This window comes from bacterium, assembly GCA_031082185.1.
GTDB lineage: Bacteria > Sysuimicrobiota > Sysuimicrobiia > Sysuimicrobiales > Humicultoraceae > VGFA01.
Genome location: JAVHLI010000016.1, coordinates 21,996 through 44,752 on the forward strand (window position 1 = coordinate 21,996; position 22,757 = coordinate 44,752).

23 protein-coding genes, 3 tRNA genes and 1 riboswitch are annotated in these 22,757 nt (G+C 66.7%); of the genes, 21 read left to right on the forward strand and 5 right to left on the reverse strand.

Translation table 11 applies throughout. The features are described from left to right. Complete coding sequence (gene radA, locus RDU83_12355; GenBank protein MDQ7841796.1) at positions 1 to 1,350, forward strand: DNA repair protein RadA; 1,350 nt, start codon at positions 1 to 3, stop codon at positions 1,348 to 1,350. A gap of 4 nt (positions 1,351 to 1,354) precedes the next feature. On the opposite strand, the gene RDU83_12360 is transcribed toward radA, so the two are convergent. Beyond that, a complete protein-coding gene (locus RDU83_12360) occupies positions 1,355 to 1,750 on the reverse strand; it encodes a DUF1573 domain-containing protein (protein ID MDQ7841797.1) in 396 nt (131 codons plus the stop codon). A gap of 246 nt (positions 1,751 to 1,996) precedes the next feature. Here RDU83_12360 and RDU83_12365 point away from each other — a divergent pair, with 246 nt between their 5' ends. The 4 genes from RDU83_12365 (at position 1,997) to RDU83_12380 (ending at position 3,943) form a co-directional block, all read left to right on the forward strand. Beyond that, a complete protein-coding gene (locus RDU83_12365) occupies positions 1,997 to 3,007 on the forward strand; it encodes an HNH endonuclease signature motif containing protein (protein ID MDQ7841798.1) in 1,011 nt (336 codons plus the stop codon). Further along, positions 2,988 to 3,212 (forward strand): hypothetical protein, encoded by a 225-nt coding sequence (locus RDU83_12370; GenBank protein ID MDQ7841799.1) that lies wholly within the window; start codon positions 2,988 to 2,990, stop codon positions 3,210 to 3,212. Before RDU83_12365 ends, RDU83_12370 begins: the two co-directional genes overlap by 20 nt. A gap of 81 nt (positions 3,213 to 3,293) precedes the next feature. Then, on the forward strand, positions 3,294 to 3,716 hold the full coding sequence (locus RDU83_12375; protein ID MDQ7841800.1) for a type II toxin-antitoxin system Phd/YefM family antitoxin: 423 nt from the start codon (positions 3,294 to 3,296) through the stop codon (positions 3,714 to 3,716). After that, complete coding sequence (locus tag RDU83_12380; protein ID MDQ7841801.1) at positions 3,716 to 3,943, forward strand: hypothetical protein; 228 nt, start codon at positions 3,716 to 3,718, stop codon at positions 3,941 to 3,943. Before RDU83_12375 ends, RDU83_12380 begins: the two co-directional genes overlap by 1 nt. Positions 3,944 to 4,182: 239 nt before the next feature. Here RDU83_12380 and RDU83_12385 read toward each other — a convergent pair whose 3' ends face one another. Then, entirely contained in the window at positions 4,183 to 4,383 is a 201-nt protein-coding gene (locus RDU83_12385) for a hypothetical protein (GenBank protein MDQ7841802.1), read from the reverse strand. Positions 4,384 to 4,786: 403 nt separating this feature from the next. Here RDU83_12385 and RDU83_12390 point away from each other — a divergent pair, with 403 nt between their 5' ends. From RDU83_12390 to sigH, 7 genes are all read left to right on the forward strand, one after another. Next, complete coding sequence (locus tag RDU83_12390; protein MDQ7841803.1) at positions 4,787 to 5,884, forward strand: TRAM domain-containing protein; 1,098 nt, start codon at positions 4,787 to 4,789, stop codon at positions 5,882 to 5,884. Position 5,885: 1 nt separating this feature from the next. Next, positions 5,886 to 7,043, forward strand: a complete 1,158-nt coding sequence (ispD, locus tag RDU83_12395) for a 2-C-methyl-D-erythritol 4-phosphate cytidylyltransferase (protein ID MDQ7841804.1) — start codon at positions 5,886 to 5,888, stop codon at positions 7,041 to 7,043. A 1-nt stretch (position 7,044) separates the two neighbouring features. Next, the gene (locus RDU83_12400) at positions 7,045 to 7,380 is read left to right on the forward strand and encodes a hypothetical protein (GenBank protein ID MDQ7841805.1); all 336 of its coding nucleotides are present in this window, start codon (positions 7,045 to 7,047) and stop codon (positions 7,378 to 7,380) included. Between the two features lie 61 nt (positions 7,381 to 7,441). Continuing rightward, the gene (gene cysS / locus RDU83_12405) at positions 7,442 to 8,968 is read left to right on the forward strand and encodes a cysteine--tRNA ligase (protein ID MDQ7841806.1); all 1,527 of its coding nucleotides are present in this window, start codon (positions 7,442 to 7,444) and stop codon (positions 8,966 to 8,968) included. Beyond that, the gene (rlmB, locus tag RDU83_12410; GenBank protein ID MDQ7841807.1) at positions 8,932 to 9,729 is read left to right on the forward strand and encodes a 23S rRNA (guanosine(2251)-2'-O)-methyltransferase RlmB; all 798 of its coding nucleotides are present in this window, start codon (positions 8,932 to 8,934) and stop codon (positions 9,727 to 9,729) included. The genes cysS and rlmB overlap by 37 nt, the downstream gene beginning before the upstream one ends. A gap of 38 nt (positions 9,730 to 9,767) precedes the next feature. Next, positions 9,768 to 11,090 carry a VanW family protein gene (locus RDU83_12415; GenBank protein MDQ7841808.1) on the forward strand — a complete coding sequence of 441 codons (1,323 nt, stop codon included), beginning with the start codon at positions 9,768 to 9,770 and terminating at the stop codon, positions 11,088 to 11,090. Between the two features lie 114 nt (positions 11,091 to 11,204). Further along, the gene (sigH, locus tag RDU83_12420; protein ID MDQ7841809.1) at positions 11,205 to 11,843 is read left to right on the forward strand and encodes an RNA polymerase sporulation sigma factor SigH; all 639 of its coding nucleotides are present in this window, start codon (positions 11,205 to 11,207) and stop codon (positions 11,841 to 11,843) included. A 9-nt stretch (positions 11,844 to 11,852) separates the two neighbouring features. Here sigH and moaA read toward each other — a convergent pair whose 3' ends face one another. Next, a complete protein-coding gene (gene moaA, locus RDU83_12425; protein MDQ7841810.1) occupies positions 11,853 to 12,842 on the reverse strand; it encodes a GTP 3',8-cyclase MoaA in 990 nt (329 codons plus the stop codon). A gap of 67 nt (positions 12,843 to 12,909) precedes the next feature. Continuing rightward, positions 12,910 to 12,986, reverse strand: a tRNA-Thr gene (locus RDU83_12430). A gap of 76 nt (positions 12,987 to 13,062) precedes the next feature. Here RDU83_12430 and RDU83_12435 point away from each other — a divergent pair. The 6 genes from RDU83_12435 to RDU83_12460 all read left to right on the forward strand — a co-directional run bounded on the left by RDU83_12435 (position 13,063) and on the right by RDU83_12460 (position 18,139). Beyond that, a tRNA-Tyr gene (locus RDU83_12435) sits at positions 13,063 to 13,148 on the forward strand. Between the two features lie 8 nt (positions 13,149 to 13,156). After that, a tRNA-Gly gene (locus tag RDU83_12440) sits at positions 13,157 to 13,230 on the forward strand. Positions 13,231 to 13,352: 122 nt separating this feature from the next. After that, entirely contained in the window at positions 13,353 to 14,678 is a 1,326-nt protein-coding gene (locus tag RDU83_12445) for a UDP-glucose/GDP-mannose dehydrogenase family protein (GenBank protein ID MDQ7841811.1), read from the forward strand. Continuing rightward, positions 14,662 to 15,612, forward strand: coding sequence for an SDR family oxidoreductase (locus tag RDU83_12450; GenBank protein ID MDQ7841812.1), 951 nt, complete (start codon positions 14,662 to 14,664; stop codon positions 15,610 to 15,612). The genes RDU83_12445 and RDU83_12450 overlap by 17 nt, the downstream gene beginning before the upstream one ends. Then, complete coding sequence (locus RDU83_12455) at positions 15,609 to 17,081, forward strand: glycosyltransferase (protein ID MDQ7841813.1); 1,473 nt, start codon at positions 15,609 to 15,611, stop codon at positions 17,079 to 17,081. The genes RDU83_12450 and RDU83_12455 overlap by 4 nt, the downstream gene beginning before the upstream one ends. Then, positions 17,078 to 18,139, forward strand: coding sequence for a glycosyl hydrolase (locus tag RDU83_12460; GenBank protein MDQ7841814.1), 1,062 nt, complete (start codon positions 17,078 to 17,080; stop codon positions 18,137 to 18,139). Before RDU83_12455 ends, RDU83_12460 begins: the two co-directional genes overlap by 4 nt. On the opposite strand, the gene RDU83_12465 is transcribed toward RDU83_12460, so the two are convergent. After that, entirely contained in the window at positions 18,136 to 19,377 is a 1,242-nt protein-coding gene (locus RDU83_12465) for a beta-galactosidase (GenBank protein MDQ7841815.1), read from the reverse strand. The two genes, RDU83_12460 and RDU83_12465, sit on opposite strands and share 4 nt — an antisense overlap. A 12-nt stretch (positions 19,378 to 19,389) precedes the next feature. Then, a riboswitch (cyclic di-GMP riboswitch) is annotated at positions 19,390 to 19,469 on the reverse strand. A 211-nt stretch (positions 19,470 to 19,680) separates the two neighbouring features. Between RDU83_12465 and RDU83_12470 the strand changes: the two genes are divergently transcribed. The 3 genes from RDU83_12470 to RDU83_12480 all read left to right on the forward strand — a co-directional run bounded on the left by RDU83_12470 (position 19,681) and on the right by RDU83_12480 (position 22,730). Further along, entirely contained in the window at positions 19,681 to 19,953 is a 273-nt protein-coding gene (locus RDU83_12470) for an HU family DNA-binding protein (protein ID MDQ7841816.1), read from the forward strand. Positions 19,954 to 20,179: 226 nt separating this feature from the next. Continuing rightward, positions 20,180 to 21,754 carry a lysine--tRNA ligase gene (lysS, locus tag RDU83_12475; GenBank protein ID MDQ7841817.1) on the forward strand — a complete coding sequence of 525 codons (1,575 nt, stop codon included), beginning with the start codon at positions 20,180 to 20,182 and terminating at the stop codon, positions 21,752 to 21,754. A 16-nt stretch (positions 21,755 to 21,770) separates the two neighbouring features. Further along, complete coding sequence (locus RDU83_12480) at positions 21,771 to 22,730, forward strand: D-2-hydroxyacid dehydrogenase (protein MDQ7841818.1); 960 nt, start codon at positions 21,771 to 21,773, stop codon at positions 22,728 to 22,730. Positions 22,731 to 22,757: the final 27 nt, after the last annotated feature.

A 22,757-nucleotide genomic window follows, 5' to 3' on the forward strand; every position in this document is an offset into this window, starting at 1 on the left:
CTGACGGACCGCACGCGCATCAGGTACGTCTGCCAGAGCTGCGGGCACACCGCGGCGAAGTGGCTGGGCCGCTGCCCGGCGTGCGGGGAATGGAACTCCATTTCGGAAGAGATAGAGCACTCCCTCGCCGCCCTCGCCCGCCACGCCCCGGCCGCGGAGCCCGTGTCCGTGGCAGACGTGGCCGTGTCGATGGAGACCCGCCAGCCGACCGGATCCGTGGAGTTCGATCGGGTTCTGGGCGGCGGTGCGGTGGCAGGTTCCGTTGTGCTCGTCGGCGGGGATCCCGGCATAGGCAAATCAACGCTCTTGCTGCAGACCGCCGAGCGGGCGGCGCGCGCCGGCGGAGTGGTCCTCTACGTCAGTGCCGAGGAGTCGGTGCCCCAGATCAAGCTCCGCGCGGAGCGCCTGGGTGTCGCTTCCCCGCTCCTCTACCTGCTCGCCGAGGTTAACCTGGAGGCGATCCTCCAGGCGGCCGGCCGGCTCCATCCGGCGATGCTCATCGTGGATTCCATCCAGACCGTCCACCGCGGCGACGTGCCCTCCGCGCCCGGAAGCGTGGCGCAGGTCCGAGAGTGCACGGCCGCGCTCGTCAGGCTGGCCAAGGATCAGGGAGTTGCCACGTTCATCGTGGGCCACGTCACCAAGGAAGGCGCGCTCGCCGGGCCGCGGGTCCTGGAACACCTGGTTGACACGGTGCTCGCCTTTGAGGGCGACCGGCACCACGCCTACCGCATCCTCCGCGCCACCAAAAACCGGTTTGGCTCCACCAACGAGATCGGCGTTTTTGAGATGGCAGGAGGAGGACTTGTCGAGGTTGTGAATCCGTCGGCCGCGTTCCTCTCCGAGCGCCCGGAGGCGGCGCCAGGTTCGGCGGTGGTGTGCGCGATTGAGGGAACCCGGTCCCTGCTGGTGGAGGTACAGGCCCTCACAATCCCCACCTCATTCGGCATGCCCAGGCGAACCGCGGCAGGAGTGGACTACAACCGGCTTCTGGTGCTCCTCGCGGTGCTCGAGCGTCGCGGCGGCCTGCAGCTCTCCGGCCAGGACGTGTACGCGAGCGTTGCGGGTGGCATCTCAGTGGACGAGCCGGCCGCGGACCTCGGCATCGCCGCGGCGGTGGCCAGCAGCCTGCGCAACCGTCCGGTGGATCCCAGGACGGTGGTTGTGGGCGAGGTGGGTCTTGCGGGAGAGGTGCGCGCCGTCCCACAGGTGGAGAAGCGGCTCGCAGAAGCCGCCCGGCTGGGGTTTGGCCGGGCCGTGGTGCCGCGGATCGAGTCCCTTAAGGGGCCGGCCGGCCTGGAACTAGTACGGGTGGGCGACCTGACCGAGGCGCTGCGGGCGCTGCTCTAGGCGTTCAGGTTAGGCGGAAGACCCCCAGCGAGACGGCCCGGCCGTGCTCCTTCAGGAGGATCTCGCCGAAATCCAGGTTGAGCAGGTTGCAGGTCGCGGCTAGGTAGAACAGCGACATTCCGATCTCAGTCTCAAGGACTTCCCGGCACCGCTCGCACACGGCTCCGTTCAGGTGAGTCTGCATGGCATTGCGTAGTTCCGCCATGCTCAGGTCCGATGGAAAACACTGCCGGCCGGCCTGGATCCTGATACAGCCGCAGTTGGTGACCGACTTGGCAACGGCGCGGTTGACGCGGGCGACCGCTTCGGAGAGCTTGCTCTGCACATCCAGGATGCTGCGGTGTCGGATCAGGTACTCGGCGACGGCGCTCTGGAAAGTGCCTTCGCTGATCTCCGCCATCCGCGCCACCTCGAGGCAGTCAAGCCTGCCGTGCAGAACAACGTGTCTATGATTATAGTGATCGGCCGCCGCCACTGTCAATTTGGTGTACTGCCTATTGCCCCGACTTCGGCAAGAGGACCTCGATGCGCTTCTGGCGCCGTTCACCCTGCGCCCGCACGTTCCGCAACTAGGTCCGGACCTAGTTGCGGCCGGGCCCTGCAAACTCCGCCCGCCTCGGCCGATGATTACATGGGGAACCAGGCTATGGACTCAACCCAGGACCTGCTGCGCCTGGCGGCCCGGCTCTCCGACGCCGAGCTGACCGCGCAGGTGAAGCTGCTCGCCGGCACCGAGCGAGAGGCGACGGTCGCGCTCATCGGGCACCTGGCCGAGCTCGATCGGCGGCGCCTCTACCTGGCCGCGGGCTACTCCTCGCTCTTCACCTACTGCACCCGCGTCCTTCATCTCTCGGAGCACGCCGCGTACCGGCGCATCGAGGCCGCCCGCCTGGCACGGCGGCTGCCGGTCATCCTCGAGCGGCTCGCCGCCGGCGAGGTCACGCTGACGACACTCGGCCTGCTGGCCCCGCACCTGGCGCCCGGAAACCACATCGATCTCCTCGACCGGGCCCGAGATAAGAGCCGCCGCGAGGTCGAGGCCCTCATCGCCTCGCTGCGCCCCCAAGCCCCTGTCCCTGACCAGATACGCAAGCTCCCGCCGCCACGCCAGCCAGAGGCATCGCCGCCACCTCCGTCGCCGCCATCTCGCCCCCTAACCGTCGCGCCGCTCGCGCCCGAACGCTACCGGATCCAGCTCACGGTTGACGCCGACACCATCCAGAAGCTGAGGGGGGTGCAGGCGCTCCTGCGCCACCAGATCCCAGATGGCGACCTGGCCAAGATTCTCGACCGCGCCCTGACCGCGCTGCTGCGCGATCTCAGTAGACAGAAGTTCGCGGCGACCGACCGGCCGCGCCCAAGCCAGGGCAGCGCGGCCGACCCGCGCCACGATCCGCGCCACGATCCACGCCGCGGCTCGCGCCACATCCCGGCCGAGGTCAGACGGGCGGTCTGGGCGCGCGACGGAGGGCGCTGTGGCTATGTCGGCGAGGGCGGCCGCTGCGACGAGCGCGGCTTCCTTGAGTTCCACCACGTGGTGCCGCACGCCTCAGGCGGCGCGGCCACTATAGACAACATCCAGCTACGCTGCCGCGCCCACAACGCCTACGAGGCAGAGCAGCACGGCGCCATGCCCGTTGCTGCATCCCACCCTTGACCCCAGCCATCGCAACCACCGGCGCTCGCTCACGCAGGAGGCGGTCTTCATCATCGAGGAGGCGGTGGGTGGGGCTGGGTCCCCCGGCGAGATCTGGCAGCAGGTGGACCGCGTCAGGGAGGCAATCAGAAGCACGTACGGGTCCTCCCCGGTGGTGGTGGATACCAGCGTGGCGGAATTGGCTCGCTCGACCGCTTGCACCTGATCTGATCTACCCCGAGTTCGCGAGCACCGGTCTCTGCACAGATTGCACATTTTGTGCTACCATACCCGCGAGGTGATCGAAGTGCTGGTCCCCACGAGGTTCTCAGAAGCCCGGAGCCGTTTCAGCCAGTTGTTCGATGAGGCGGTGGAGCAGCTGCGGCCGGTCTTGATCCGCCGAGGGGCCCGACAGGAAGCGGTAGTCGTGCGCCGCGAGGATCTGGACGCGCTTCTACAGGCATTCACCCTGCGGCCTCAGGTCCTGCGCGAGGGCGATGGATCGGTGACGATAACGGTGGACGAATTGGACTGGGCCGTCAACGCCGCATCCGTCGAGGAGGCGGTGAGCGCTCTCGTCGCCGACCTGCGCCAGTACGCGGAGGACTATCTTGAGCGGGCGCCGCTGTTCCTGCGCGCGCCCAACCGGCGCTCTCACTTTCCCTATGTGCTCAGGATCGCGCTCGCCCGCGACGAGGAGGAGATCCGCCACGGGCTCCTGGGCCTGTAGTGCCTCCCACATTTCGTGACCTCAAGCGGTTCTGCGAGCGCGACCGCTGGGCACTCGTCAGGTCAACGGACCACTGGTACTACGAGAAGGTCCTTCCTGACGGCCGCGTGCTCCGCACCAAGGTGAGCCGCGCACTCCATCGTGAGATTCCCGGGTACCTTTGGAGGAGCATCCTCAAGCACCAGCTACAGATCCTCGAAGAAGAGTTCTGGAGGAAGATCCGGTAGGCCCGCCTGCAAGAAGGAGGCGCGGGGGAGGCAAAGCCCTACCAGGTCCGGCAGGTGCTCGCCATCGTTGACATGTCAAGCGCGCGCCTCACGCGGCTGAGGCCCCGGGCAAGACGGCAGCGCCTACTCGCTGTAGAACTCCCTCATCCAACTCCTGATGTCTGGGGACCGTCAGGACCTGGACAGGGTGGCGACAACCTTGACGCTCTGTTGGAGCCTCATACACTCCCCTCCCGACCTCAACCGCCCCAGGCCTGGGCGCGCAGCACCCTCGCCGCCACCCGCCTGGTCACCTCGGCCAGATCCTCGTTCTGCAGCAGCACCGATGCGGCCGCGTAGGCGGCAACCCCAAGCACTATCAGCCCGCCCACCCGCGCGGCCTCAAGCAGGAACGGCGTGCCGGGCAGGACCGCGGCCGACCAGCCATCGGCTGCGGCCACCACGACCCCCATCACCAGGAAGGCGAGCGCGAACTTCGCCCCTGAGCGCGCGATGCGCCCCCTGTCCAGGTACCCGAGCCAGCCCGCCGTGGGCCAGGTGGCGGACCAGGATGAGGTTCAGGACGGTGTTTACCGCCACTGCCACGATGCCGATCCTGACCGGGTAGGGTGTAGTGTCTTGTTCCTGCCGAGGGGAAAGGGCAGCCTGCAAGGCGGGTGTAGCCCCGCCGGACCGGCTTGAACCGGTTCTTGAGCCGTAACACCCCTCAGTCAGAGTGTCTCGTATCTATCTGAGGCAGCGCATTTGAGCGCGGCGGCCCTGCTTCTCGGGGTGCAACCCCGTGTGGTATACTCGGGCGCGTAGGCTGATCGCACCCGCTCTTCTGGGCAGTGTGGCATCATTATGCGCGATATGCGCAATCCGTTCGTGCGCGTCGCCGGAGTTCTCGTCGGCGGCCTTGCCGGCTACCAGGCGGTGATCCTCGCCTATGCGTGGGTTTCGGCCGCCCCGAGCATGGGATTCCTGGAAGAGGCGGCCGGTGTGGTTCTCGGCGGGCTGGTCGGCTTCTTGCTCGGACCTCCTGTGGCCAGGGTGTTCGTCAGCGCGATGGAATGGGTCCTGGGCGGTCTATCAGACCTCTCCCTCCACGACCTGCTCCTGGCGGCGCTCGGCCTGACCTCAGGCTTGGTCCTGGCGTTCTTCGTCGGGTACCTGCTGGAAGGGCTGCCGCTTGTTGGACCCTATGTTCGGCTGGTGGCGGGTGTCGTCCTAGGGTATCTCGGTCTGCATGTTGCCCTCCGACGGCGGGACGAGATCTCCGGCGCGCTCTTGCCGCGGGGCCACCTACAGACCCGGGGCCGCCCAGCCCCGCAGGTGACCCCCAAACTCCTCGACACCAGCGTCATCATAGACGGCCGCATCGCGGAGATATGCGTGAGCGGGTTCCTGGAGGGCCCGATAGTCGTGCCCCGATCGGTGCTCGCCGAGCTGCAGCGCATCGCGGACTCGCCGGACGCGCTCCGGCGCAACCGGGGCAGGAGAGGTCTGGACATCCTCAACCGACTCCGGCGCGAGCTGGTAACGGTGCAGATCTTGGACGAGGAGGCCCCGCCGGGGCAAGATGTGGATGCGCGGCTGGTGACCCTGGCCAAACTACACCGTGCCGCGATCGTGACCACCGATTTCAACCTGAGCAAGGTTGCCGAACTGGAGGGCGTGCGCGTCCTCAATGTGAACCAGATGGCCCAGGCGCTGCGGCCGACGGTACTGCCGGGCGAGGAGATCTTGGTCCACGTCGTCCGCGACGGAAAGGAGGCCGGCCAGGGCGTGGCCTACATGGAGGACGGGACGATGGTCGTTGTTGATGGCGGCCGGCGCTACATCGGCGAGACCTTCGGCGTTATCGTGACCAGCGCGCTTCAGACCTCTGCCGGACGGATGGTATTCGCGCGTCCCAAGCTGGGCGACCCCGCCGGGCGGTCTGACCCGGAGCGAGGGTGAAGTGAGCACCGGCCTGACGGGTGCGGTGATCGTAGCCGCCGGAAGCGGTACCCGACTTCCAGGCCCCGTGCCCAAACCGCTGCTGCGGCTGGGATCCACCACAATCCTAGAGCGGACGCTTCGGGTCTTCGAGCAGTGCCCCGCGGTTGACCGGATCGTTGTCGTGGTGGGCGCCGACCATGTGGCTTCGCTGTCCGACCGATTGGCAGGCAAGGTGGTGGCGGTTGTCCCCGGCGCCCCCGACCGTCGGGGATCCGTGGCCGCCGGGCTTGACGCGCTGCCCCAGGCGAAGTGGCTGGTGGTCCACGACGGGGTCCGTCCCTTCGTTACCCCGGCCTTGATCGAGCGTGTGCTGGAAGCCGCCATGCGATGGGGCGCCGCGACCGCCGGGATTCCCGTTGTTGACACCCTGAAGGAAGTGGGCCAGAATCTGGTCCTCCGGACGCTGGACCGCGCCGGGCTCTGCGCCGTGCAGACGCCGCAGGCGTTTGCCGCGGCGCTGTTGCGCGAGGCGCACCTCCGGGTGCCCCGCACGGTTCCGGCCACCGACGACGCAGGGCTCGTCGAAGAGCTGGGGGAGCCGGTAGCCGTGGTCACGGGTGATCCTGCCAACTTCAAGATCACCACCGAGGCCGACCTTGAGCTGGCGCGCCTAAGCGTCGGCGATAGGGGTGAGCCGGGACTGCGCGTGGGCACCGGATGTGATCTCCACCGGCTGGTACCCGACCGGGCGCTGGTGCTGGGCGGTGTCCGCATCCCCCATGCACGTGGGCTTGCCGGGCATTCCGACGCGGACGTCCTCACCCACGCCGTTATGGACGCGCTGCTGGGAGCTGCCGGCGAACGCGACATCGGTCACCATTTCCCACCGGGGGATCCCGCGCTTCGCGACGCGGACAGCATCGCTCTGGCCGCGTCGGTTTCGGGCACGCTCCGCGCGGCGGGGTGGACCATTGTAAATGTGGACGCCGTAGTGTTGGCCGAGGCGCCCACTCTGGCGCCGCACATTGAGGCGATGCGGGAGAGATTGGCCGGAGCGCTGGGAATTGGGGCGGATCAAATAGGGATCAAGGCCACCACTGCTGAAGGCATGGGACCTGTGGGCCGCGGCGAGGGGATGGAGGCCCACGCCGTGGCACTGCTGCGGAAGGTGGAATAGCATGGGCCGCCGCCCGAGGCCGGGGAGCGATTCCCCACCAGAGATACTGTTCATCGAGCGTGCCGCGGTCACCGAACCGATCGCCGTTGAGGTTGACAGGCCCCTCGCATTTCGCCCCCGCCTGGTGGGGTTCTGGCGGGGCGACGAGTTTTATTCTATCGCACGGGTGGTCGCTACGCGCCGCGAGTACGATGCCACCTACCACCGCGTGCTGACCGATCGGGGCGCATTCGACCTGCGCTCCATCCTGCGGGCCGACGCGGTGACGCTGCGTTCCCGCCGCTGCTGGGAGGTCTGCGCCGAGCTCGACGCCATCCCCCTCGCCCGGCGTCCGTAGCCGGCACCTCCCCTTGTGGCCCCCGCAACGCTCCGATAGACTTTACAGTCGAGGTGGCGCTATGGGCCTGGAGATAGACAACTCACTGACCCGACAAAGGGAGTCGTTCCACACGCTGGTCCCGGGCGCTGTCAGCATGTACGTCTGCGGGCCGAACCTGTACGGCCCGGCACACGTGGGCCACGCGCTCTCGTACATCTTCTTCGATGTCGTGAGGCGCTACCTCGAGCACAAGGGATTCGAGGTCCGCCACGTTCAGAACTTCACCGACATCGAAGATCGCATCGTAGCGCGCGCGCAAGAAGAAGGCCGGAGCATCTTCGCGATCGCCCAGGAGTACATCGAGCGGTTCCTCCAAGAAATGGACGCCCTCCACGTGCAGCGTGCCCATCACTACCCGCGGGCGACCGAGGTCATTCCCAAGATGATCGAGATCATCGAGGGGCTGATCGCCGGCGGGCACGCCTACATGGTGGACGGAGACGTGTACTTCCGCGTCACTTCCTTTCCCAGGTACGGTCTGCTGTCCGGCCGATCGCTGGAGCAGATGCAGGCCGGCGCCCGCGTCGAGGTGGACGAGCGCAAGGAGCACCCGATGGACTTCGCGCTCTGGAAGTCGTCCAGGCCCGGAGAACCGTCGTGGGAGAGCCCCTGGGGTCCGGGACGGCCCGGCTGGCACATCGAGTGCTCGGCCATGTCCATGCAGTTCCTGGGGGAGCAGATTGACCTTCACGGCGGCGGGGACGATGTGCGGTTCCCGCATCACGAGAACGAGATAGCGCAGTCCGAAGCCTACACGGGCCGGGCGCCCTTCGTGCGCTTCTGGGTGCACAATGCCTTGATGAAGCCCCCGGTTGGCGACGAGATGCACCGGCACCTGGGTAACTTCGTGGCGATTCGCGACGCTCTGGCGCGGTATGAGCCGGACGTAATTCGTCTGTTCGTCCTCTCGGCGCACTACCGGACCCCGTCGCGCTGGACCGACGAAGCAGTGGATGCCGCCGGAAGAGGTCTGGACCGGCTGCGGGCTGCTCTGGCCAACGCCGACACGGTGCTGGGAGGGGACCCGGTACCGTCACCGGATGGCCCCCTAGCCAGGCGGGCCTCGGAGAGCCGGACTGCATTCGAGCGGGCGATGGACGATGACTTCGGCACTCCCCAAGCGATCGCGGTCCTGTTCGACCTGGCGACCGAGATCAACCGCGCGGCCGGCGCCGCCATGGGCAGGAACTTCGAACCCTCCGGCGGGATGGCCCAGGCCGCATCGGCCCTCCGTGCCCTCGCAGGTGTATTGGGACTGCGCGTGGTCTCGGATGCGATTCCCCCTGGGGCCGCGGCGGCCGTCCTCCAGATCCTGGACGAGATGCGGGCGGCGGAGCCCGCGTTGTTCCCGGGACTAGGAGGCCCGGTAGGCACCGAGGGGGCGATGTTGTTGTTGCTCTCAGGCCGCGGCCGTGCCCGCGAGGCAAGGCGGTTCGATCTGGCCGACCTTATACGGGCCCGCCTGGGCGATGCAGGCATAGTCGTCGAAGACCTGCCCGGAGGTAGCCGTTGGCGCCTGGTATCGCGCCGCGACGCGCGGGCCTGAGATCGGCCGAGGCGCAGATCGAGGGCAGGCACCCCGTCCTGGAGGCGCTGCGCGCCGGCAGGCCGCTTCGGAAGCTGCTGGTGGCCAGGGGCAGCGCCGCCGATAGGGTGATGCGCCACCTGGTTGGGGAGGCCCGGGCCCGGGGCGTATCTGTTCAGGAAGTGGACCCGGCGGTCCTGGCCCAGCAGGCACAGACGCGGTCACCCCAGGGCGTCATCGCCTACGCGGCCGCCCACAAGACGGTCGAAATCCCAGATATCCTGGGATGTGCCCGTGGAAAATCCGAGGCCCCATTCCTTCTGTTGCTTGACGGCGTGCAGGATCCCGGCAATCTGGGCGCCATCATCCGATCTGCCGACGCTGCCGGTGTTCACGGTGTTGTGATTCCGCGGCACCGGGCGGTTGGGTTGACACCCACGGTGGCAGCTTCCTCGGCAGGAGCGGTCGAGCACGTACCCGTGGCCGTGGTGCCCAACCTTGGGTCGGCGATCGAGTACCTCAAGCGCGAGGGCATCTGGGTGACCGGGGCCGATCCCTCAGCCCGCGATCCCGTCTATGCCGTTGAGCTGACCCCACCGCTGGCGCTCGTGCTGGGCGGCGAGGGCCGTGGTCTATCGCGGTTGGTGCGCGAACGTTGCGACCGGTTGATACGCATCCCGATGCACGGCGCCACCTCTTCGCTCAACGTGTCGGTGGCCGCCGGCGTTCTCCTGTTTGAGGTCCGGCGCCAGATGGCCGCGCGCGCGAGGGAGGCCATCTGAGCCGCCGGCTGATTCTCCTGGGGACCGGCCTGCTCCTGGTGGTGGCCGCCGGCACGGCCGCCTGGGCCGCGCTGACCAACCTATACTACTCCGGCCGGCCACTGCCCGGTGTGACCGTTGCAGGCCATCCGGTGGGTGGCATGAACCCGGACGACCTCGCCGCGCGCGTGCAGACCCTGGCCGAGCCGGTTCTGACGCGGCATGTCAGGGTGCGCGCCGCAACAGCCGAGGCCACGCTTGCGGCAGGAACGCTGGGACTGCGGCCTGCCGTGGACCGGACGGTGGCTGCCGTCCTGGCTGCCGGACGCACCGGCACGCTGCCGCAAAGATGGCTCCGGCATCTGGCGCTACTGCGCCGTCCGGAGGATGTGCCCATAACCTACCGCGTCGATCTCGACGCCGTCAGGGCCTCCGCAGCCGGCGTGGCCGCACCCCTGCTTGTCGAACCGCGGGACGCCGTTGTGGCGGTATCCGGGAGGCGTCTGGTTGTGCTGCACCCAAGCCAAGACGGCGTGGTCCTGGAAGAGTCGGCCTCGATCGCCCGTGTGGCTACCGCGCTGGAGCAACGGCTGTCTGAGGTGGATCTGGTTGTGACCCTGCGGCGGCCGGCGTTTACCACCGAGATGGCCGACCTGATGGCAGAGCCGCTGGCGCAGTTCACGACGCGCTTCTCCAACAATCCCGACAGGGTTCACAACATTCAGCTCGCCTCCGCTGCGCTGGGCGGTCTGCTGCTGCCGCCGGAGGCCGTGCTCTCCTTCAACCAGGTCGTGGGCCCTCGTGACCCGGCCCGCGGCTACAGGAAGGCCCCGGTGCTGATCAGGAACGAGTTGGTGCCGGGCGACGGGGGCGGGGTCTGCCAGGTCTCCTCAACGTTCTACAACGCGGCGCTACTGGCCGGGATGGAGATCCAGAGCCGGACCAATCATTCCAGGCCGGTTCCCTACCTGGCTCCGGGCCGCGATGCCGCGGTTGAGTTCGGTTCGATTGACCTGCGCGTGCGCAACTCGAGCGGGAATCACATGTTTGTCTGGACCGAGGCCACGGGCCGCCGCATTACGGTTACGCTGTTTGGAGCGCGGCAGCCGGGGCGGTCGGTAGAGATCGCGGTTACCGACCACACGCCCATTCCGCCACCGACGCACACGGTCACCAGGCTCGATCCAACACTCCCCGCCGGGCAGACTAAGATCGAAGAGGCCACCTCCGGGCTTCGCGCGCGTACGCTCCGCATCGTGAGGCAGGACGGCGCGGTCCTCCAGCAGGAGGTCGTGTCACACAGCTACTATCAACCGACGCCGCGCACGGTTAAGATCGGCACGGGCACGGGCGGCGCGAACCAGCGGGCTTCCGCTCCTTGACGCGGCGCAACCATGTTTCTATAATGAGAAAGAATTACGACGATGGACACCTGCTTCCGCACTGCTCGTCTGCAGTCACCCGTACATCTCTCTGCACCTAACCGGAGGCGATAGCTGGTGGCGCTGGTACGCAGGGAAGGCCTCGGTTACAGCGATCTGGTAGACGAAGAGCTGGTTGACCACGCCAAATCCGGGGACGATCGCGCCGCGGAGTTCCTGATCGGGAAGTACCGCAACTTCGTTCGCGTCAAGGCCAAGGCGTACTTCCTGATCGGCGCCGACCGCGAGGACATCATCCAGGAAGGGATGATCGGCCTTTACAAGGCGATCCGCGACTTTCGGCGCGACAAGCTTTCCTCGTTTCGGGCGTTCGCCGAGCTGTGCATTACCCGTCAGATCATCACGGCGATCAAGACCGCGACGCGGCAGAAGCACATCCCGCTCAACTCGTACATCTCGCTGAACAAGCCGATCTACGATGAGGATTCCGACCGCACCCTGCTGGACGTGATCAGCAGCATCAAGGTTAGTGATCCCGAGGAACTGGTCATCAACCAGGAAGCCTCGGCGACCATGCGCGAGCGCATCCGCAAGAACCTCAGCGAACTGGAGTGTCGCGTGCTGACCGCCTACCTGGAGGGCAAGTCCTACCAGGAGATGGCCAACGAGCTCACACGGCACGTCAAGTCCATTGACAACGCCCTGCAGCGCGTCAAGCGCAAGCTCGAACGCAACCTCGAAGACGACGCCTGACCGGGCGCTCTATCCGCCTATCCGGCCCATCAAGCACGATACGGGAGAAGTGGTCTGGTCGAGCGTCTGGCCAACCGGACGCCTGTAGGCCGCGGTCTCGAATAGGACCTTCATCTGGTCGCGCGAGGCTCCGGCGCGCAGCGGCGCCAGGAGGTCCTCCTCGTCCTCTCTCAGCAGGCACAGGCGCAGCCGGCCGTCCGAGGTGAGTCGGAGCCGACCGCACCTCGCACAGAACGGCTCGCTCATGGAGCTGATGAGACCGATGCGGCCCGGGGCCCCTGGAAGGCGATAGGTCCTGGATGGGGCGCTCCCGCTGAGGTCCAGCGGCTCAAGGTGCCCAAGCGCCGCCTCGATGCGGGCTCGGGTCTCCTCGGACGGCACCATGCCTGCCCCCTCAATCCCGGCCAGGGACGCGAACGGCATCATCTCTATGAAACGCACCTCCCACGGGTGCTCAAGGGTGAGAGCGGCCAGTGAGACCACGTCGTCCTCGTTGTGGCCTCGGATGACCACCGAGTTGATCTTGATCGGGCCCAGACCGACCTCCTCGGCGCGCCGGACGCCTGCGAGCACGCGCTCCACCTGCCCACCCCGCGTGATCCGCCGGAACTTCTCCGGGTCGAGGGTGTCAATGCTGATGTTGACCCGGTCCAGCCCGGCGGCGGCAAGCGGCCCGGCCATTGGCTCAAGCAGGATCCCGTTGGTGGTCATGGCCACGTCCCTGATCCCTGGGACGGACACAATGCGGCGGACGAGATCCACAATGCCCGCTCGGATGATGGGTTCGCCGCCGGTAAGGCGGATCTTCTCGACCCCGAGCTCGGCGGCGATCTCCACAAGGAGGATCAGTTCGTCATCCTGGAGCAGCTCGGCCGGCGGGCGGTGGTAGATCCCCTGCTCGGGCACGCAGTAGACGCAGCGCAGGTTGCACCTGTCGGTGAGGGAGATGCGAAGGTTTCTCAGCGGCCGTCCGTGCTGGTCGCGCATGGGTAAGACCATTCTAGCACAGCACCCGACTGGAATCCCCTGGCGGTAGGTAGTGTGCTAGGGCGATGGGCGGGGTTCTTGGAGCCGCCGACCGGAGTCGAACCGGTAACCCCCGCATTACAAGTGCGGTGCTCTACCGGGTTGAGCTACGGCGGCTCGATGCGGTCCGAATTATAGCACAAGCGGCAAGATTGACGCTGCGTCCACGCGCCACCTATAATCGTCCCCGGGAGGGCGGGTACCCAAGTGGCCAACGGGGGCTGACTGTAGATCAGCTGGCGGATGCCTACGGAGGTTCGAATCCTTCCCCGCCCACCAACAAGCCAGCGGGAGTAGCTCAATGGTAGAGCTCCAGCCTTCCAAGCTGGTGGTGCGGGTTCGATTCCCGTCTCCCGCTCCACTCCGGGATTAGGTGCCAGCGGTGGGGGCCCGGTGACTAGCGGGCCGGACCAGTGGGCATGAGTATGTTCGACCATCCCCGTAGTTGGGAGAGGCCTGGATCGGCAGGAAGGTAGGGTGGAGATGGGATCGGATGGGACCGGAGCGCGGATCACGGTTGTCGGCCTGGGATATGTCGGCCTGGTGGCTGCGGCCTGTCTTGCGGAGATGGGTAACAGGGTTGTCGGCCTCGAGACCAACGCGGCGTACCTCAAGAACCTTCGGGCCGGGAGGATCCCGTTCCACGAGCCAGGACTCGAGGAGCTGACCGCCGAGCAGTTGGCCGCGGGGCGCCTCTCACACACCGGCGATCCCGCGGAGGGCGTTAGGGGATCGGAGTTCATTTTCCTGGCCGTAGGCACGCCCAAGCACTCCGACGGTCAGGCCGATCTTTCCCAGATTGAATCCGCCGTGGAGCAGATTGCCGAGTTCCTTGAGCCGGATGCGGTTGTCGTGATCAAGAGTACTGTCCCGGTGCGCACGGCCGAAAGGGTGCGAGTTCTGATCCAGGGCGTCCGCGGCCCCGAATTCCGCGTCAGATTGATTTCCAATCCGGAGTTCCTGCAGCAAGGGCGGGCAATCGAGAGCTTCCTCCGGCCTGACCGGATCGTGCTCGGGGGCGACCCGGATGCCGTGGATAGGGTTGCCGGTCTCTATGCCGGGATTGACGCTCCGATCCTGAAGACTGATCACGAGACCGCGGCGATGATCAAGTACGCATCCAATGCGATTCTTGCCACCAGGATCTCGTTTGTCAACGAGATGGCGAAGCTATGCGACACGGTGGGCGTGGATTTCCTGACGGTGGCTGAGGGTATGGGATTGGACCACCGCATCAACCCCCTCTTTATGTCTCCTGGGCCGGGGTTCGGCGGTTCGTGCTTTCCAAAGGACGTGAACGCCCTTGTGGCCATGGGCGTGGAACACGGCGTGGACATGATTCTGCTCAAGGAAGTGCTGCGGGTGAACCACCGCCAGCCGCGATACGTGTACAACAAGCTGCGGGCGAAGGTCGGGGACGTGAAGGGCCGTACGATCGCTCTCCTCGGTCTGTCGTTCAAGGCGAATACCGACGACGTGCGGGAATCGCCGGCAATAGACCTGGCGCGCATTCTGCTCTCCGCAGGCGCGGTCGTGCGCGTGTACGATCCGCGCGCAGAGGAGAAGGGCGCGTTGGTCCTGCCCGCGGTCCATTACGATCCAGATCCCTACCAGGCCGCTTCAGGAGCGGACGCGGTGGTTATTTGCACGGAGTGGCAGGAGTTCAGGGATCTGGACCTGGATCGGCTGCGCGAACGTCTCGCCAGCCCCGTGCTGATAGACGCCAGGAACATCCTCAACCCGGAGAGCGCGGCTCGCCACGGGCTTCGGTACACTGGAATCGGGAGAGGGATTGATCCGGTCACGTAGCGCCCTGGTGGCCGGCGGCGCCGGCTTCATTGGCTCCCACCTGTGCGACCGCCTGCTGAGCGACGGTTGGTCGGTCACCTGCCTGGATTCGCTTGTGACGGGCAGTGCTGCCAACGTGGACCACCTCATCCGCAACCCGCACTTCTTCTTTCGCGCCGGCGACGCCCGCCATCCGGTGGACTGGGAAGGGGATCTGATCCTGAACCTGGCAAGCCCGGCCAGCCCGCCTGCCTACCAGCGCGATAGGGTGCTGACGCTGACGACCAACGCCGAAGGCACCAGAAACCTGCTGGAGCTGGCGCGCCGCACAGGCGCCAGGTTCGTGCAGGCCTCAACGTCCGAGGTCTACGGCGATCCCGAGGAAAACCCGCAGCGCGAGACCTACCCCGGGCGCGTGAACCCGATCGGGCCGCGCTCGTGCTACGACGAGGGCAAGCGCTATGCCGAGGCCCTGATTGTGGCCGTGGTGGCCGAGTGGGGGGTAGATGCCCGGATAGCCCGCATCTTCAACACGTACGGTCCCCGAATGGATTCCGCGGACGGCCGCGTTGTCGTGACGTTTATTGGTTGTCTCATTGCGGGCAGGCCCCTTCCGGTCTTCGGCGACGGCTCGCAGACGCGCAGCCTGTGCTACGTCGAGGACTTGGTGGAGGGGCTCCTACGGCTGGCGGCGGCGCCTGGGTTGGCAGGAGAGGTCTTCAATCTCGGGAATCCCGACGAACGAACCATCCTGGAGCTGGCCGAAGCAGTGCAGCGCGTGGCGGGAAGGCGGGCGGAGATAGAGTTCCTGGAGCTGCCGCAGGACGATCCGACAAGACGATGCCCGGACATCACCAAGGCCAGAGAGACGCTAGGGTGGTCGCCTCGGGTTCCCCTTGAAGAAGGACTCAAGCGCACCTGGGACTGGTACCTCGATCAACACGGCCGGCAATGACCTGGCTGGAACGCGCGGTTGCGTGGCTTCTGTTCTCGCTGGGGCTCCTGGGGGTCTTCTACTTCCTGACCTGGTGGGCTGCTCCAGGAACGGTGGCGAGCCCGGCCCTCTTTGCCCTCTTCTCGTTTGTCGCGTGGTTTTCGGTGTTCCGGATGATATCCAACTGGTACGCGCTGGTCAACGTGGTGCGTCCGCAACCGCGCCCTCCTGCCCAGGGCATGGCCGTGGATGTGCTTACGACGGCTGCGCCGGGTGAGCCCCTGGAGATGTTCCGCACCACGCTCACTGCTTTGCTAGGCATGAGGTATCGGCACAAGACCTACCTGCTGGACGACAGCCATAGCGACGACCTGCGTGACCTGTGTGGCGAACTGGGGGTTCACTACATCAGGAGGGATCGACCGGGCGAGGGAGGCAAAGCAGGGAACGTGAACGCCGCCCTCCGCGCGACCAACGGCGAGTTCGTGGCCATCTTCGATCCGGACCACGTTCCCGAGCCGGAGTTCCTGGAGCGCGTGCTGGGCCACTTCGACGATCCCCGGGTTGGTTTTGTCCAGGCGGCCCAGGCATACCACAACCAACACGAGAGCTTCGTTGCGCGCGGGGCGGCGGAGCAGAGCTACGAGCTGTACGGCCCGACGATGATGGGGCTGCACGGGATCGGGTCACCGCTGCTCTTCGGGTGCCACACCACCTTTCGCAGAACGGCGCTGGAGTCGGTCGGCGGATACGCCGTACACAACGCCGAGGACCTGCGGACGACGATGCGGCTCTACGCCAACGGATGGAAGGGGGTCTACGTCCCCGAGATCCTGGCCCGAGGCCTGGTGCCGGCCGACCTGCCCACCTACTTCCGGCAGCAGTACCGGTGGGCGCACAGCGTCTTCGATCTGTTGTTTCGCGACTACTGGCAGCTGTGCCGGCGCTGGACCCTGATGCAGTGCTGGGCCTTTCTGGCGACGTGCACCTTCTACTTCGTCGGGGTGGCGATCCTGATAAGCTTGTTCCTTCCGGTTATCTTCCTGCTGTCCGGCTGGACTCCGGTTGCGGTCGATGCAAGCTCGTTCCTGATCCACATGGCGCCGCTGCTGCTGGCCAACTTCATCATTCGGAGGTACGGGCAGCGCTTTCTTCTCGACCGGAGGGAAAGAGGATGGCACATCGCCGGCATGACGATGCTGTTTGCGAGCTGCTTCGCTCACACCGCGGGGCTCGTGGCGGCGCTCCGCAACGTCCGCGTGCCTTACCTGGTAACGGCCAAGGGAGGCAGGGCACAGACGGGCGCGACCCACACTCGGCCCCACGCCCTGGTCGCCGCGGCCTCGTGCGGCGCGGTTCTCTACAGCGTCTGGATGGGACAGCCCGCGGAGACCTGGCTGATTCGGGCGTGCGCGGCATGGAATGCGGCCGTGATGGGCGCCGTAGTGTGGATCGCTAGTAGGGACGAAAGAGGAGGTCCGGGAGGGTGAAGCTCGCGTGGCGAGCGGCTCGGGTGCTGCTGTTCGCGGCGTGGCTTTTGGTGCTGTGGTGGGGGATTCGCCAGGGGGCCCTGGCGGTAAGGCAGATCTTGGCCAACCTGCCGGCCGGCGTCACCCCTGTTCTCGCATTGGACGAGCTCCGCAAACCCGGCGCAGGGGCCGTGCTGGGCGTCTTCGTTCCAGGGGTGCCGGAGGACATGCGCCTGCTTGACTCCCTCGAGGAGACCGTGCGCAGGCGGTTCATGATGGTGAGCTTCTACCAGTCGTGGGGGAGCCGGCCCGACCAGCAGTTCGATCCACGCGCCCTAAACCGGATACTGGCTCACGGCGCGATTCCCGTGCTCACCTGGGAGCCGTGGGTCACCGATTTCACCCGCCCCGGGCTGCCTCCCATGCCGGACCGCCAGTTCCGGAACCTGCGTGCGATCTCCAGTGGTCAGTACGACTTCTACATCGAGCGATGGGCGCGGGCTGCCAGGGACTGGGGGCATCCCTTGATGGTAAGGCTGGGGCACGAGATGAACGCTAGCTGGTATCCCTGGGGAGAGCGCGCCTTCGGCAACACGGCGGAGGACTACATCGCCATGTGGCGCCACGTCGTTGGAGTCTTCCGGCGAGCCGGCGCCCGCAATGTGCTGTGGGTCTGGTCCGCGGCGCTGGTACCGCTGGGTGAGACCTACCCAGGCGGCGACTACGTGGATTGGGTGGGTATTACCGTACTGAACTTCGGCACGGTGCCTCCGGGATGGAAGTGGCGCTCATTTCAAGATCTCTTCTCGTCCCACTATGACGAGCTGAAGAAGACGGGCAAGCCCATCATGGTTGCCGAGGTTGCTTCTGCAGAAGAGGGCGGCGATAAGGCCGACTGGATCCGGGATTCCATGGCCTCGCTCCTGGAGAGCTTTCCCCAGGTCAAGGCCTTCATGTGGTTCAACAGCGCGCAGGATCGGTACTGGCCGATCAACTGGTCCCTGACCTCTTCTCGGGAGGCCGCCAGCGCGTTTCGTCGCGCAGCCGCGGATCCCTACTTCAAGGCGCCCCCCCGCTAGGGCGGCGGTGCTGGGGATCTGCCCAACGCCCGGTACGCGAAGTAGGCGGGTTTGGGATCGAAGTTGTGGTGGACGAGGCCGTAGTTGTGGTAGGCGAGGGTGGGGTTGGTGCCCTTGTCGCGGAGGTTGTACCACATGGCGACCTGGACGAAGGGATACTCCGCTGCGATCTTCTCGTATGCGCGCGACAGGTAGGCGGCCTGGGTGGCGTGGCTGACGCCCTCTGCCCAATCGCCGGTGGCGCCTGGGGCGCGGCGGTTGGTGGGCCAGGACATCTCGGTGATCCAGATGGGCTTGGCGGCGTCTCCGTTGGCGACCATGATCTTGCGCAGCTCGGCGAGGCCGTGGAAGGAGTTGCGGACGTGGGGGTGGACCTCGTCGGGGCTGCGCTGGAAGACGTACGGGTGGACGCCGAGGACATCGAAGAACGGGCGGGCGCCGAGCGCGTACATCTGGCGTAGGTAGTCGGTGTTGTTGCCGGCGAGGCCGCCCGAGATGAAGGTGGCCTGGGGGTCGGCGGCCTTGCCCTTGGTGTAGGCCTCCCGGAGCATCTCGACGAAGCCGCGGACATCGGGAGCAGGCTTCCAGAACTCGTGCCAGTCGGGCTCGTTCCAGATCTCCCAGTGCCTGACGCGCGAAGAGAAGCGGCGGACGGTGTAGCCGACGAAGTCGCCCAGGTCGCGCATGCGCAGCGGCGGGGCGTCCCATCCACGGGGGTTGGCCCAGGGAGGTGTGGCAAGGACGAGAAGCATCACGCGCATCCCGGCGCCGCGGATCTCGTCAACCAGCGACTCCAGAACCCTCAGATAGTCCTCGTTGTATTCGCCCTTGCGGGGTTCGGCCGCGTACCAGTTGAGTACGATGCGGACCCACGCGATCCCGGCATTCTGCATCAGCGCGATTTCGCGCCGCCGGATCGCAGACTCCGTGTCCGGCTGGATGTCGCTCTGGACGCCGATCAGGAGGGAGCGGGCTGCAGGGGTGAGTCGCTGGTTTGCGGGCTCACGGCTGTGAGGAGGCCCAACGTCGTCATCACCGGTGTCCGCAGGCTGGATCACGACGGCTCCTGGGTCCTGCTCCTGGGGATCAGGTTCGCCATCTTCCGGGAGTATGGTGATCAGCGTGACTGGCTCGGTCGCTCCGGAGATCACTGGTGGGATTGCGGTGGCTAGCAGGGCGGCTATCAACAGCGTGCGCGCGATCAGTGAGCCGGGGCCGCGCTGTCCGGTTCGGTACATGCTCCCGCCCCTTTCGGTAGCCCGGCTGACCGGCTTGGGCCGGTCCCGCGGCTTTGCGTCCCCGCCTCACGACGGGTATGCCTTTATCGAGGGGCCAGGCGGAGATCGGCTTGGCCCTTGGATCAAAGTACTCCGTTCCCTTATGTTCTTCCCAGGAGGTGGACTCCATAGTCCCCGCACCCTACGGGATGCGGGTTTCGGTTCCCGGAGCGGCTGGAAGCAGGAATACGGTAGGGTTTGCGAGAATCGGAATCGCGGCGCACCGTATGGGTGCGACCTCTGGGGTTTGTGAGGAGGGGACGCATGAACAAGGAACAGCTCATCGAGAAGGTCGCCGACAAGACGGGCGCCACCAAGAAGAGCGCGCTCGAGGTGGTCAACATGGCTCTGGATCTGATCGCTGCTGCCCTGCGCAAGGGCGACAAGGTCACCTTGGTTGGCTTTGGCACCTTCCTGGTGCGCAGGCGCAAGGCGCGCGAGGGTCGCAACCCTCAGACCGGCGCCAAGCTCAAGATCCCGGCCAAGAAGGTACCTGCTTTCACGGCGGGGAAGGATCTCAAGGCCGCGGTCAAGTAGTTCCAGACCCTTGAGCACGGTGGGCAGGCCGCCTCTGGCGGCCTGCCCGTTGTTTCGATGTTCGGCCAATGCTCGGCCGGCAGGGGTCCCGGATCGGAGGAACTTTCCGGCCCCGGCGCGAAGATAACCATGACGTCCAGCGCACCGCCAGTACCGGTCATTCCCCCTGTCAAGTTGCTGGTGCGTTCGAGGCCCGGCTGTGCGCCGGAGGAGGAAGTGTCCTGCCGTGTGGGTTGATCTTCTGGCCGAGGAGATACTGACGGCTCGCGCTGAGCCGCGCCACGTTGTCAACGACGCCAAGAGCCCGTCGGGCCGCGTCCACGTGGGCTCCCTGCGCGGCGTGATCCTGCACGACTGCGTGACCCGCGCACTGCGGGACCGCGGCGCACCCGTTGAGTTCCTGTACGGTTACGACGACTTCGATCCCATGGACGGCCTGCCTGCCGGCCACGGGGACCTTGCGTCCTACCTGGGCGTGCCGCTGTGTCACGTGCCTTCTCCGGATCCAGATGCGGCGTCCAGCTTCGCGCGATACTACGCGGACGAGTTCACGCGCGTCTTCACCCGGCTCGGCGCTGCCCCCCGGATCTACTGGACGAGCGAGCTGTACGGCACTGGGGCATTTGACGCGACGATCCGGATCGCGCTGGACCGGGCGGCGGAGATCATCGAGATTGACCGCGCGATCAGCGGGAGCCGGAAGGCCGAGCGCCATCCGTTCCAGGTGATCTGCGAATCTTGCGGCAAGATCGGTACCACTGTGGTTACCGGCTGGGACGGCGACCAGGTTTCCTACGCGTGCCGTCCGGACAAGGTGGTCTGGGCGCAGGGGTGCGGGCACGAGGGCCGCCGCTCGCCTTTCGGCGGGGGCGGCAAGCTCCAGTACGTCACCGAGTGGGCGGCCAAGTGGCACGCCTTTGGAGTGACCGTGGAGGGTGCCGGCAAAGACCACATGACCCGGGGAGGCAGCTTCGACCGAGCGGGGGCCATAGTTGAGGCCGTCTACGGCTCCCCGCGCCCGTTCTCGATACCCTACGAGTGGTTTCTGGTTGGTGGCCGGAAGATGGCCTCCAGCAAGGGGGTGGGAATGCCCGCGGTAGAGTTTGCGGAGGTCCTGCGGCCCGAGCTGGCCCGGTTCACTATGGTCCGGCCCCACTACCGGCAGCACGTGGACTTTGACCCGTCAGGAGAGACGATCCCCCTGCTGTACGATGAGTTCGATCGGGCGGCGCGTGCGCACGCGGGATGGGAAGATGACCCCGACCTCGCTCGTACCTTCTACTACGCGCACGCCTCCGAGCCGCGGGCAGGCATCTTCCGCCTCCGCTTCACCCGGGTGGCCCACCTGAGCCAGATCCCCAGCGCAAACCTGGAAGAGGAAGCCGAGCGCGGGAAAGGCGCCTCCCTCACCGACGAGGACCGGCGGGAGTTGGAGGCACGCCTCGCCGATGCACGCCGGTGGCTGAAGACCTACGCTCCCGAGGCCTACAGGTTCGAGGTCCAGACAGCCTTGCCGCCGGCCGCTTCTGGGCTTTCACCCCAGCAGCGCGCGTTCCTGGCCGCCCTGGTTCCTCTGGTTGAGGAGGCGGTGGACGGTGACTCGCTGCACGGGGCCATCCACGATCTGAAGGTAGAGCTCGGGCTCGCGCCGAAGGCGGCGTTTGGAGCGATCTATCTGGCGTTCCTGGGCAAGGAGTCGGGTCCCCAGGCCGGATGGTTCCTGGCGGCGCTCGACCGGCGGTTCGTGATCGGCCGACTGCTGGAGGCTGCCGCCCCCGCAGGCGAGGCCCCGGTTGCATGAGGAGAGGTACACTATCGTGAGCACCGACGCGCTGACGGTGCTGGTGCTGTCCAGGGTGGAGGAGCACCACCTCGACGCGATCCGGGCCGTGGATCCGCGCGTCCGCGTGCTGGCCGCGACCGACCCCGAGCACGCCCAGGCCCTGGCCGCGGAGGCCGATGTCATCGTTGCCTGGCAGATCCCGCAGCCGTTGCTGGACCGTGCCGAGCGGCTGCGCTGGATCCACGCCACCGCCGCCGGCGTGGACGGGCTGCTGGTGCCCGCCGTGGTCGAGGGACGCGTTACGCTGACGAGCAGCGTGGGGATTCACTCCACGGTGCTGCCCGAGCACGTGATGGCCTTGGTGCTGGCGTTCTCCAGGCGCCTGCACGTGGCCGTTCGACTCCAGTCGGTCCGCCGGTGGGATCGGGCGGCGTGCGTTGGAGGCGAGGTCGAGGGCAAGGTTCTGGGCGTGCTGGGGCTGGGTGCCATAGGGCGCGCCCTGTCGCGCCGGGCCTCGGCGTTCGGCATGCGGGTGATCGGAACCAAGCGGACGCCGGAGGCGATGCCCTGCGTGGAGCGCGTCCTGCCGCCGGAGGGTACCGACCAGATTCTAAGAGACGCGGACTACGTGGTGGTGCTACTTCCGCTCACGCGGCAGACCCGCGGCCTGATTGACGGGCGGGCCCTATCGCTGATGAAGCGGTCGGCCGTGCTCATCAACGTGGCACGCGGTCCCGTGGTGGTGGAGGAGGCGCTCGTCGCGGCCCTGAGGGGCGGCCTGATCGCAGGCGCCGGCCTGGACGTCTTCGATCGCGAGCCGCTGTCCCCCGACAGCCCGCTGTACGACATGGAGAACGTTATCATAACGCCGCACGTCTCAGGCGCCTCACCGACCTACTTCGACCGGGCGATTCCCCTGTTCTGCGAGAATCTGCGCAGGTACCTGGTCGGGGCGCCGATGCTCAACGTCGTGGATGCCGAGCGGGGTTACTAGCAGTCCGCACGGCGATCATTGGAGGAG